The organism is Rhodopseudomonas sp. RCAM05734 (assembly GCF_052658035.1).
Map to the genome: position 1 here is coordinate 4,471,296 of NZ_CP199742.1, position 11,237 is coordinate 4,482,532.

Annotated in this window: 9 protein-coding genes; 5 read left to right on the plus strand and 4 right to left on the minus strand. The window is 65.9% G+C overall.

The window, feature by feature from the left end:
• Positions 1 to 951 (plus strand): AEC family transporter, encoded by a 951-nt coding sequence (locus ACUXVA_RS21045; RefSeq protein WP_265078594.1) that lies wholly within the window; start codon positions 1 to 3, stop codon positions 949 to 951.
• 9 nt (positions 952 to 960) lie between these two features.
• Here the strand turns inward: ACUXVA_RS21045 and ACUXVA_RS21050 are convergent, their stop codons facing one another.
• Complete coding sequence (locus tag ACUXVA_RS21050; RefSeq protein ID WP_445487914.1) at positions 961 to 2,157, minus strand: UbiH/UbiF family hydroxylase; 1,197 nt, start codon at positions 2,155 to 2,157, stop codon at positions 961 to 963.
• 129 nt (positions 2,158 to 2,286) lie between these two features.
• Between ACUXVA_RS21050 and pcsA the strand changes: the two genes are divergently transcribed.
• Both pcsA and ACUXVA_RS21060 read left to right on the plus strand, forming a co-directional pair.
• Positions 2,287 to 3,018: a phosphatidylcholine synthase gene (pcsA, locus tag ACUXVA_RS21055; protein ID WP_445487916.1), complete on the plus strand. Its 732-nt coding sequence runs from the start codon at positions 2,287 to 2,289 to the stop codon at positions 3,016 to 3,018.
• Between the two features lie 192 nt (positions 3,019 to 3,210).
• The gene (locus ACUXVA_RS21060) at positions 3,211 to 4,185 is read left to right on the plus strand and encodes a quinone oxidoreductase family protein (protein WP_445487918.1); all 975 of its coding nucleotides are present in this window, start codon (positions 3,211 to 3,213) and stop codon (positions 4,183 to 4,185) included.
• A gap of 936 nt (positions 4,186 to 5,121) precedes the next feature.
• Here ACUXVA_RS21060 and argC read toward each other — a convergent pair.
• The 3 genes from argC to rimO all read right to left on the minus strand — a co-directional run bounded on the left by argC (position 5,122) and on the right by rimO (position 9,121).
• Positions 5,122 to 6,099, minus strand: coding sequence for an N-acetyl-gamma-glutamyl-phosphate reductase (gene argC, locus ACUXVA_RS21065; RefSeq protein WP_445487920.1), 978 nt, complete (start codon positions 6,097 to 6,099; stop codon positions 5,122 to 5,124).
• Between the two features lie 95 nt (positions 6,100 to 6,194).
• Positions 6,195 to 7,391 (minus strand): acetylornithine transaminase, encoded by a 1,197-nt coding sequence (locus ACUXVA_RS21070; protein WP_445487922.1) that lies wholly within the window; start codon positions 7,389 to 7,391, stop codon positions 6,195 to 6,197.
• A 401-nt stretch (positions 7,392 to 7,792) separates the two neighbouring features.
• Positions 7,793 to 9,121, minus strand: a complete 1,329-nt coding sequence (gene rimO / locus ACUXVA_RS21075) for a 30S ribosomal protein S12 methylthiotransferase RimO (RefSeq protein WP_265078589.1) — start codon at positions 9,119 to 9,121, stop codon at positions 7,793 to 7,795.
• A 112-nt stretch (positions 9,122 to 9,233) separates the two neighbouring features.
• Between rimO and ACUXVA_RS21080 the strand changes: the two genes are divergently transcribed.
• Positions 9,234 to 9,824 (plus strand): ANTAR domain-containing response regulator, encoded by a 591-nt coding sequence (locus ACUXVA_RS21080; RefSeq protein ID WP_265078588.1) that lies wholly within the window; start codon positions 9,234 to 9,236, stop codon positions 9,822 to 9,824.
• Entirely contained in the window at positions 9,821 to 10,990 is a 1,170-nt protein-coding gene (locus ACUXVA_RS21085) for a CmpA/NrtA family ABC transporter substrate-binding protein (protein WP_265078587.1), read from the plus strand. Before ACUXVA_RS21080 ends, ACUXVA_RS21085 begins: the two co-directional genes overlap by 4 nt.
• Positions 10,991 to 11,237 lie beyond the last annotated feature (247 nt).

Below are 11,237 nucleotides of genomic sequence, written 5' to 3' on the forward strand. Positions count from 1 at the left end.
ATGATGGACGTCCTTAACCTGGCGCTGCCGTATTTCGGTTTGATCTTCATCGGCTTCGCCTGCGGGAAGCTGAAGAAACTACCGGAGGCCGGGCTCAGCTGGATGAATTTCTTCCTGCTGTATGTGTCGCTGCCGGCGCTGTTCTTCCGGATCATGTCGAAGACCCCGTTCGAGGAGTTGAACAACCTGCCGTTCGTGGTCGCGACGACCGCGGCGACGGCGACGGCATTCTTTCTGTCGGCCTTTGTCGGGCGGCTGATCAGCGGGCTGCCGGTGCGGCAGGCCACCATGGCCGGGCTGTCGGGGGGCTACGGCAATATCGGCTATATGGGGCCGGGACTGGCGCTCGCGGTGCTCGGCACCCAGGCGGCGGTGCCGACGGCGCTGGTGTTCTGCTTCGACAGCATTTTCCTGTTCTCGATCGTGCCGTTGGCGATGGCCCTGACGGCCGCAGAGAAGCGACCGCTGCTGCCGACCATCGGCATCGTCATCAAGCATATTCTGCTGCACCCGCTGATCGTGGCTGCCTATCTTGGTGCACTGGCGGCGGCGCTGCATGTCCAGCTTCCCGTGGCCATCGACGGCATGCTGGTTTTCCTGCAGAACTCCGCGGCGCCGGTGGCGCTGTTCGTGCTCGGCGTCACCGTGGCGCTGCGGCCCATGGGGCGCGTGCCCTGGGAGGTTCCGGGCGTGATCGCCGTCAAGCTGATCGTGCATCCGCTGATCGTGTTCGCCCTGATGTGGCTCACGGGGCCGTTCCCGCCGGAATGGGCGGCCACCGCTGTGCTGCTGGCGTCGCTGCCGCCGGCGCTCAACGTGTTCATCATCGCCCGGCAATACGATACCTGGATCGAGCCCGCCTCGGTGGCGGTGCTGATCGGCACCTTCATGTCGGTGATCACGCTGACGTCGGTGATGTATCTGCTGAAGACCGGCCAGATCGCGTTCTGAGCGCGCGCGCTAGCGGGCGCGCCATGACAGCGCCAGGCCCTCGCGCATGGCGAGGCGGCGGATCGGCCCGACCGAACCCATCAGATGCATGCCGAGCGCGCGCATCGTCTGCACCGGCAGGAGATCGCTGAGCAGCGAGCGGTTGGCCATGTCGATGGCGAAGGTGCGGCTGGAAATGTCGCTGCGCCGCGCCTGCTCGAATTTCGTCAGCACCATTGGCGCGCCGGGATCGTCGCCCGCGGCGAGGGCGTCGCCGACGATGGCGGCAATGTCGCCGGCGTCGCGCAGCCCGAGATTGAGGCCCTGTGCGCCGATCGGCGGCACCACATGGGCGGCTTCGCCGGCCAGTACGATCCGGTTCCGCGCGACCTGTTTGGGCTGCTCGATGGCCAGCGGGAACAGATAGCGGCCGGGCTCCACCTGCATGCGGCCGAGGATCGAATGGGCCTGCTTTTCCACGGCCTGCGACAGCGCCTCGTCACTGAGGGCCATCAGCTGCTCGGCTTCCCTGGGCTCGGCGACCCAGACCACGCTGGAGCGATCGCCTGGCAACGGCACGAATACGCAGGGGCCGTGCGGGGTGTGGAATTCGGTGGAGACGTTGCGATGCGGCCGGGTGTGACTGACGTTGAAGGTGAGGGCGGCCTGGCCGAGCGTGCGGCGCTTCACCTCGATGCCGGCGGCGTCGCGGCACATCGACTGCCGTCCGTCGGCGCCGACCACCAGGCTGGCCGAGAGGGAAGGCCCGCCGCGCAGGCGCACGACCGCGCCGATGTCGTCGACCGCGACCGACTCCGCCTCGTCGTCGAAACGGGTGAGCCTGTCCATTTCCGCGGCGCGCGCTTCCAGCGCGATCATCAATTCGCGGTTCTGGATATTGTAGCCGAACGTCTCCATGCCGATCTCGTCGGACTGGAACTTGACCTCCGGGGCGCGGATCAGCCGTCCGGTGTCGTCGACCAGCCGCATGGTCGTCAGCGCCGCAGCCTTGTCCGCGCAGCGCGACCAGACGTCGAGCCGCTCCAGCAGATCGACGGAGCCGCCGAGCAGGGCGGTGGTGCGGTTGTCCGCATAGGGCAGTTGGCGGGCGACCAGCGCCGTGGCGGCACCGGCTGCGGTCAGCGCGATGGCCGCCGCGAGGCCGGCGGGGCCGCCGCCGATCACCACGACATCGTAAACAATGGGATTTTCAGCTTGGTCGGTCATGCCCGAACCATCGGCCTTTGCGCGGATATTTTCAAGGCCGCAGCGCCGCCGCCGAGCGTTCCCGCGCGGCAGAACGACGCAAACCGGCATGTGCAATTGCGAGTGATTCCTGATAGCACTGGGCGGGAAATGACCGCCAGCCCGCACGATGTTCCGATCTCTTCCCGATCCGCGCGCGCGGCGGCGTTTTCCGTTCACATCTTCACCGCGCTGGGCGCCGGCGTCGCGCTGATCGCCATGCTGGAGGCGGTGCGCATGCACTGGGCCGGCATGTTCGGCTGGCTCGGCGTGGCGCTGGTGATCGACGCCATCGACGGACCCGTCGCGCGGCGCCTGAACGTCGGTCAGGTGTTGCCGGACTGGTCCGGCGAGGCGCTCGATTTCGTGGTCGATTTCATCACCTACGTGTTCGTGCCGGCCTATGCGATCACCGCCAGCGGCATTCTGGCGCCGATGAGCGCGGCGCCGCTCGGCGTCGGCATCGTGGTGTCGAGCGCGCTGTATTTCGCCGACCGGCGCATGAAGACCTCGGACAATCATTTCCGCGGCTTTCCGGCGCTGTGGAATGCCGTGGCGTTCTATCTGTTCCTGCTGCACCCCGCGCAATGGGTCGGCAGCCTCGCGGTGCTGGCGCTGATCGTTTTGACCTTCGTGCCGCTGCACGTCATCCACCCCGTGCGGGTGTCGCGGTTGCGCCGGCTCAACCTGGCGCTGATCGCGCTGTGGGGCGTGCTGGCCATCGTGGCACTGGTGCAGGATTTCAGGGTTGCGACGCCGGTGAGTGCGGCGCTGTGCGCCATTGCCGTCTACATTGTCTGCGGCGACACGGTCATCCGCCTGCTGACGCCCACAGCTCGATAGTCGCGTTCGGCCGATCCCAGCTGCGCTGCCGATCCTGATCGCCGGGGCTCTCCATGGTTTCGTTGGCGTCGTCGCGGTGTGCGCAAAGCACAGCATATTTTGCGAACCGGTGGCCGCGCCAGCGGGCCGCAGTTGACAACGATGGCTCGTCGGCTATCGCATTGGTGAGAAGAAATTCAAGGGAGCCAGATGATGACCAAGGCCGTGCGCGTTCACAAGGTGGGGGGCCCCGAAGCTCTCGTTTACGAGGCCGTCGATGTGGCCGCCCCCGGCCCGGGTGAGGTCCGCATCCGGCAGCACGCCATCGGCGTCAACTTCATCGACGTGTACTTCCGCACCGGCCTCTACAAGGCGCCGCAGCTGCCGTTCATCGCCGGCAACGAGGCGTCCGGCGAAGTGGTCGAGGTCGGCCCCGGCGTCACCGGTTTCCATCCCGGCGACCGCGTCGCCTATTATTCGGCGCTCGGCAGCTACGCCACCGACCGCGTGTTCGCCGCCGACCGCCTGGTCAAGCTGCCCGACCGCATCACCTACGAGCAGGGCGCCGTCCTGATGCTCAAGGGCCTGACGGTTTGGTATCTGCTGCACAAGACCTTCAAGGTCGAGCCGCACCATCGCGTGCTGATCCATGCCGCGGCCGGCGGCATCGGCCTGCTGGCCTGCCAATGGGCCAAGGCGATGGGCGCCCATGTCATCGGCACCGTCGGCTCCAAGGAGAAGGGCGAACTGGCGCTGGCCAATGGCTGCGATCACGTCATCTACTACAACGAGGAAAACTTCGTCGATCGCGTCAAGCAGATCAGCCGCAACGAGTTGTGCGACGTGGTCTATGACGGCGTCGGCAAGACCACTTTTCCGGGTTCGCTGTCGTGCATCAAGCCGCGCGGCATGTGGGTGTCGTTCGGCAACGCCTCCGGCCCTGTGCCGCCGTTCTCGATCGCTGAACTCAACAATCACGGCTCGCTGTTCGCGACCCGGCCGAAGCTCAACGACTACGTCGCCAAGCGCTCGGACTTGCTGGAAGGCGCCGACACGCTGTTCTCGGCTGTCATCGACGGCAAGCTGCACGTGCCGATCAACCACGCCTATGCGCTGAAGGATGCCGCAAAGGCGCATATCGATCTGGAAGCGCGCAACACGACGGGTGCGTCGATTTTGAAGCCGTAGGGATTGGAGGCGACGCGGCGCATTTTTCTTCACCCTCCCCTTTGAGGGGGGGTCGACAACACGGCGCGCAGCGCGGTGTTGTCGGGGTGGGGTGACACCGTGTTTGTTCAGCATCGAAGCTGACATCAGCGCTGTCACCCCACCCCGCCGCGCATCCGCTGCGCGGACTGCGCGCCGACCCTCCCCCTCAAAAGGGGAGGGTGAAGATGCGCGCCTTCGCGCCAAATCTCTATTCGAATGTCAAACAGCCAGGTGCTCTTGTTCTCGCGGCGCCGATGACGTCCGAGGTGTGAGCAGTCCTCCCCTCCAGACATGAGGGGAGCGGCGCGCCGGCAGGCGCGGTTGTGGTGGTTGGGACGCGATCCGTCACGCCGTCGCAACGGCGAAGCGGGTCGCGGCGCATGCGGGCGCGCCACCGCGGGATTTAGGGCCACGGGACCGTGCTTCCGGGACAGTGCGTGCGCGCCCCTGAGAGACGCCACTGCGGCGGGATTTCGCCCGCCTTTACTGTCCGCGTCCAGCCACTCAAGGCAGACCCTCTTAGTGGGGCCGGACGGTTCCCCGCGCCTCCCGGGGGCGTGCTTGCGAGGCACGCGCGCGGGACACCGCATCCTGCTCCACTACCAAGACGCCTCATGACAGCGCCCCTCGGTGAACAGGACGGGGAGACTATAAGGCTTAAATAGGATAATAGTCAATAGTCTCTGTGAGAGATTCTTGCGCTCGCCGTTGCCGGCCTCGTGTCCCGGACGCGCCGCGACATGGCGATGCGCAGCATCGCATGCTGCTGCGCAGATCCGGGACCGTATCAGGCGCCGTGATTGGACCGACCCCGGATCTGCGAAGCACCACGCCGCCGAGCGGCGTAGTGCATCGCGTCCGGGGAACGCGCAGTCGCACAAGCCAACGACGGACAACACGGACTCGCAAGAGATCTCATGGCCAAAGGGGTGCGCCGTCCAGCCCCGTGGTTTCCGGCAGGCCGCAGATCAGGTTCGCATTCTGTACCGCCTGACCGGCCGCGCCCTTGCCGAGATTGTCGACGACGCCCATCGCGATCACCAGATTGCGCTCCGGATCGGCGGCATAGCTGACGAATGCGAGGTTCGAGCCGGTCGCCCATTTGGTCTGCGGCGGCTTGTCGGTCACGCGGACGAACGCCCGCCCGGCATAGAAGCGCCGGGCCGCGTCCAGGCACTGGTCCGTGGTGGCGCGGCCGCGGCAGTAGATGGTGACGAGCACGCCGCGGGTCATCGGCACCAGGTGTGGCGTGAACACCAGCCCGGCCGCGCTGCCGCCACTCAGCCGCTCGATCGTCTCCGCGATCTCGGGCATGTGGACGTGCTTGAGCAGACCGTAGGGCTGCAGGTTCTCGTTGCTATCGGCGTAGCCGAACCTGCTGTCGGCGCCGCCACGGCCGGCACCGGAGATGCCGGTCTTGGCGTCGATCACGATGTTGCCAGGCTCGATCAGCTTGTTGACCAGCAGCGGCGCGAGAGCGTTCAGCGTCGCCGCGGGAAAGCAGCCCGGGTTGGCAACGCGGGTCTGCCCCCCGATCTGGACTGGCCAGACATCAGCCAGCCCGTACGTCCAACCCTCGACGTAGCGGTGGTCGCCGCCGATATCGACGATCTTCACGTCCCTGGGGACGCGCGCCAGCGCCTCGGCTGAGGCGCCCGTCGGCAGCGACGCGAACAGCACGTCGAGCTTCGGCAGGGTCGCGGGATCCCACTTCTCAATCACCAGCTCGGCCAGCATGGCCGGGACACCGGGGAAGCGGTCCACCAACCGGCTGTCGGCGCTGCCGTCGCCCGCGGCGTAGACGAGTTCGAAAGACGGGTGGCTCGCGATCAGGCGCATCGCCTCGCCGCCGCCAAAACCACTGATCCCGACAATACCGACGCGAATACTCATCATTGTGTCCTCATGTTTGAATTTTGGGAGCGATGCCCCGGGTGGCGCACACGCGCATAGAGCCGGTCGAATTCTGGTGGATCACGCCTGGCGCCTCATCCGACGCATCTGGCAGCGCCCATCCGCGTCAGGATCGCATCGAGCATGGCGATCATCTGGCTGATCTCGGCGCGGGTGACGTTGAGTGCCGGCATCAGCCGCAGCGCGTCGGGCCGCGGCGCGTTGAGCAGCAAACCGTCCTCAAGCGCTGCGGCGACCACGGCGGCAGCAATCGGCCGCTTCAGGTCGAGCGCCAGCAACAGCCCGCTGCCGCGCACGCCGCCGAGTCCGTGCCGCGCCGAGATGCGCTGCAGCTCGTCGGCGAGAAACAGGCCGTGGTCGCGCACCGACTTCAGGAAGGCCGGCTCGGCGATGTGCGTGAGTACCGCAAGTCCCGCCGCGCACATCAGCGGATTGCCGTTGAAGGTACCGCCCTGGTCGCCGTGCTCGAACACGGCTGCATGATTTGTCGCGAGCAGGGCGCCGAGCGGCGCGCCGCCGCCGATGCCCTTGCCCAGCGTCATGATATCCGGCGCGATGCTGGCCTGCTCGTAGTTGAACAGCGTGCCGGTGCGTCCCATGCCGGTCTGGATCTCGTCGACGATCAGCAGCAGCCCGTGCTCTTTGGTCAGCGCGCGTAGCGCCTGGAGGAATTCCGGCGTCGCCGGCCACACGCCGGATTCTCCCTGGATCGGCTCCAGCATGACCGCGATGGTGTTGGCGCCAATCAGCCGTTCCACCGAGGCGATGTCATTGGTGATAGCCTTGGGGAATCCCGGCACCTTCGGCTCGAACAGCGGCTCAAAGGCTTTCTTGCCCGACGCCGACATGGTCGCCAGCGTGCGGCCGTGAAACGAGTTCTCGAAGGTGATGATCTCGTAAGCGCCATTGCGATGCAGCGCGCCAAACTTGCGCGCGAGCTTGATGGCGCCCTCGTTGGCTTCGGCGCCGGAGCTGGTGAAGAACACTTGGTCGAAAGCGCTATGGGCGATCAGCGCCGCGGCGAGCTTGAGGCTGGCGTCGTTGTAGAACGCCGGACTCGGCGTGATCAGCCGTTTGGCTTGCGCGGTCAGTGCGTCGATGAGAACGGGCGGCGAATGGCCGAGGCTGTTCACCGCCCAGCCCTGGATGAAGTCGAGATAGCGCTTGCCGGTGTCGTCCCACAGCCGGCTGCCTTCGCCCCTGGCGAAGACGATATGCGGGCGCGGGGTGATATCCATCAGGGCGTCGAACGGATGGGTGGCGATGGTCATGGCGGTCTCCTGTGCTGGGAATGAACAGGCGGCCCCGAAACGGAAGAAGGCCGCACTGCGGGTGCGGCCTTCTCGAAACGTACTGAACGTCAGGCGTTCAGCGTCGTCTTCGGACATGGCGCAACCCGGCATCGTCGCAGGAGCGACGACGGAGGGCAGCGCGGGTCAAGGTCCGGTTGAAGGTCATGGCGGGCGAATACAGCCGAGGGGTGAGGTGTGTCAAGTGGAGTTGCGGAATCGATGCGGCGGCGGTGTCGCATTCTCTGGTGTCATCCCCCGCGAAAGCGGGGGATCCAGTATCCGGAAGCATCGCGGTTCTATCGCCTGCGCCGGCGTTTACTGGGTCGCCCGGTCCTGGCGCGCAAGTGCGTGCAGGCCGGGCGACGACAGTTCGCGTGGTATCAAAACCCCGCGACACTCCCATGCAGGTCATACGCGTCGGCGCGTTCGATCTTGGCGGTGACGATCTCGCCGACCTTGAGCGGGCGACGTGCGGAGACATAGACCGCGCCGTCGATGGCCGGCGCGTCGGACTTCGAGCGGCCCTTCGACACGGTCGGGCCGACCTCGTCGATGATCACCTGCTGGCGGGTGCCGACCTTGCGCTTGAGGCGACGCGCGGAGATCTTCTGCTGGCGCTCCATCAGCGCGTTCCAGCGCTGCTGCTTGATCTCTTCCGGCACGGCGTTGCCGAGCGCATTGGACGGCGCGCCGGCCACCGACTCGTACTTGAACGCGCCGACGCGATCGATCTGCGCTTCCTCGAGCCAGTCGAGCAGGTACTGGAAATCGCTCTCGGTCTCGCCGGGAAAGCCGACGATGAAGGTCGAACGCAAGGTCAGGTCCGGGCACTCCTCGCGCCACTTCTTGATCCGTGCCAGGGTCTTGTCCTGGGCCGCCGGGCGCTTCATCGCCTTCAGCACCTCGGGTGCGGCGTGCTGGAACGGGATGTCGAGATAGGGTAGCACGTTCTTGTTGGCGTTCATCAGGCCGATGACTTCGTCGACATGCGGGTAGGGGTAGACGTATTGCAGGCGCACCCAGGCGCCGAGCTCGCCGAGTTCCTTGGCTAGATCGTAGAATTTTGCGCGGACCTCACGGTCCTTCCAGATGGAGGTCGCGTACTTCACATCGACGCCGTAGGCCGAGGTGTCCTGCGACACCACCAGCAGTTCCTTGACGCCGGCCTTCACCAGGTTCTCGGCCTCGCGCAGCACCTCGGCAGCCGGGCGCGACACCAGATCGCCGCGCAGCTTCGGGATGATGCAGAAGCTGCAGCGGTTGTTGCAGCCTTCGGAGATCTTCAGATAGGCGTAATGCCGCGGCGTCAGCTTGATGCCCTGCGGCGGCATCAGGTCGAGATGCGGATTGTAGACCGGCGGCAGCGCGCGGTGCACCGCCTCCAGCACGCTCTCATATTGCTGCGGGCCGGTGATGGAGAGCACGTTGGGATAGGCCGCCTCGATCTGCTCGGGCTCGGCGCCCATGCAGCCGGTGACGATCACCTTGCCGTTCTGCGCCATGGCGTCGCCGATGGCCCCCAGCGACTCCGCCTTGGCGCTGTCGAGGAAGCCGCAGGTGTTGACGATGACGATGTCGGCGCCGTCATGCTTGCGCGCCAGTTCATAGCCCTCGGCGCGCAGCCGCGTGATGATGCGTTCGGAATCCACCAGGGCCTTGGGGCATCCCAGCGAAACAAAGGAGATTTTGGGCGCGGGGGCCTGCTGCATGTTCGATCTGCCTGATTGAAGGGCAGGAGCTAGTCCTATTTACTCATAAATACAAGGCTTTAAGCGGCCTGAGCCCGTGTTATGGATGGACCAGCAGGGAATCCCGACACCGATGCCGAACGAAACGTCGCCAAAGATCGTCATCGTCGACGAAAGCCCGATCCGGGCCGCGATCCTCGAGGAGGGGCTGCGCGAGGCCGGCTATCTGGATGTCCAGCATATCAGCGAGATGCACAACCTGCTGGCGCGGATCTACGCGCTGGACCCGGACGTCATCCTGATCGATCTCGAAAACCCCAGCCGCGATATTCTGGAACAAATGTTCCAGGTCAGCCGCGCGGTGCGCCGGCCGGTGGCGATGTTCGTCGACCAGAGCGATTCCGAGTCGGCGCGCGCCTCGGTGGACGCCGGGGTATCGTCCTATATCGTGGACGGGCTCAAGAAGGAGCGCATCAAGCCGATTCTCGATCTGTGCATCTCGCGCTTCAATGCCTTCTCCAAGCTGCAGGACGAACTCGAGCGCACCAAGTCGGCGCTGGAGGACCGCAAGATCATCGATCGCGCCAAGGGCATCGTGATGAAACTGAAAGGCCTCACCGAAGAGGAGGCCTATGTGCTGCTGCGCTCCACCGCGATGCGCGAGAAAAAGAAAATCGGCGATATCGCGCAGTCGATCATCACCGCGGCGGAGTTGCTGAAATGACCGGTCAACCGCTTCACATCGGCTTCATCCCGCTGGTCGATGCGGCCTCGCTGATCGTCGCTGTCGACAAGGGCTTTGCCAGGGACGAAGGCCTCGATGTCACCCTGGTGCGCGAGGTGTCGTGGTCGAACGTGCGCGACAAGCTGAATATCGGCCTGTTCGATGCCGCCCATCTGCTGGCGCCGGTGGCGATCGCCTCGAGCCTCGGGCTCGGCCATGTGAAGGTGCCGATCATTTCGCCGTTCACGCTCAATCTCAACGGCAACGCCATCACGGTGTCGCCGGCGCTGCACGACCAGATCGTGGCGCATCTGCAGGGCGACATCGCCGATCCCCTGGCGACCGCGCAGGCGCTGGCCCGCGTCGCGGCGGACAGGCGCAAGAGCGGCGCCGAACCCCTGACATTCGGCATGACGTTCCCGTTCTCGACGCATAATTACCAGCTGCGGTTCTGGATGGCCGCCGGCGGCGTCGATCCCGACGAGGACGTGCATCTGGTGGTGCTGCCGCCGCCCTACATGGTGGACAGCCTGACCAACGGCCATGTGGACGGTTTTTGCGTCGGCGCGCCGTGGAACGCGGTGGCGGTTGAACGCGGCATCGGTCGCATCCTGCATTTCGGCCCGGACATTCTGACCCGCGCCGTCGAGAAGGTGCTGGCCGTGCGCAGCCGCTGGGCCGAGGAGCATCCGGACACCGTGTCGGCGCTGATCCGCGCGCACCAGAAGGCCGCCGACTTCATCGATGAGCCGGGCAACCGCGACGAGGTCGCGGCGCTGCTGGCGCGTCCCGACCGCGTCGATGCCGACGCCGCGATCATTCATGCGGTGCTGGCGGGGCGTTTGGCGACGGCGAAAGGCGGGGCGCCGCGTGAAAATTCGAACTTCATGGCCTTCGGCCGCAATGGCGCGGCAAGGCCCGACCCCACCCAGGCGGCCTGGCTCTATGCCCAGATGGTGCGCTGGGGCCAGGCGCCATTCAACCCGGAGGCGTTGAAGACTGCCGAGGCGGTGTTCCGGCCGGATCTCTACGACGCCGCGCTGGGCCTCGCGGCCCCGCCGGCCGCCGACGGTGACGCTATCGGCGCATTTGCCGGCCCGGCCTTCGACCCCCGCAATATCGCCGCGCATCTGGCGGCGTTCGAGATCGCGCGCGTGAAGGGGTGAGGCTCATCCGCGCGGTTCGAGGCGGCGCCGACGAACGTGCCTGACCCGAGTGACTGCGATTTAGTCGCCGTCTAATTATTGAGCGTGCGGTGCAAAATGCCGGCATGCCGCGCTAAGCCGACCGCCGCAGAGCGACATAACGTTCTGAAGTTTATGACGAATATTTTTCCGAGCCGCTGGCACGAGACTTGAATGTCTTGTCCCAGCCGGCGTTCGCAGATGCCCGCCGGCCACTATCCAAGATGGA

Excerpts from the sequence above, each read along its gene's own strand:
- ACUXVA_RS21045 (WP_265078594.1), top strand. The coding sequence starts at position 1 with ATGATGGACGTCCTTAACCTGGCGCTGCCGTATTTCGGTTTGATCTTC.
- ACUXVA_RS21050 (WP_445487914.1), bottom strand. The coding sequence starts at position 2,157 with ATGACCGACCAAGCTGAAAATCCCATTGTTTACGATGTCGTGGTGATC.
- pcsA (WP_445487916.1), top strand. The coding sequence starts at position 2,287 with ATGACCGCCAGCCCGCACGATGTTCCGATCTCTTCCCGATCCGCGCGC.
- ACUXVA_RS21060 (WP_445487918.1), top strand. The coding sequence starts at position 3,211 with ATGACCAAGGCCGTGCGCGTTCACAAGGTGGGGGGCCCCGAAGCTCTC.
- argC (WP_445487920.1), bottom strand. The coding sequence starts at position 6,099 with ATGAGTATTCGCGTCGGTATTGTCGGGATCAGTGGTTTTGGCGGCGGC.
- ACUXVA_RS21070 (WP_445487922.1), bottom strand. The coding sequence starts at position 7,391 with ATGACCATCGCCACCCATCCGTTCGACGCCCTGATGGATATCACCCCG.
- rimO (WP_265078589.1), bottom strand. The coding sequence starts at position 9,121 with ATGCAGCAGGCCCCCGCGCCCAAAATCTCCTTTGTTTCGCTGGGATGC.
- ACUXVA_RS21080 (WP_265078588.1), top strand. The coding sequence starts at position 9,234 with ATGCCGAACGAAACGTCGCCAAAGATCGTCATCGTCGACGAAAGCCCG.
- ACUXVA_RS21085 (WP_265078587.1), top strand. The coding sequence starts at position 9,821 with ATGACCGGTCAACCGCTTCACATCGGCTTCATCCCGCTGGTCGATGCG.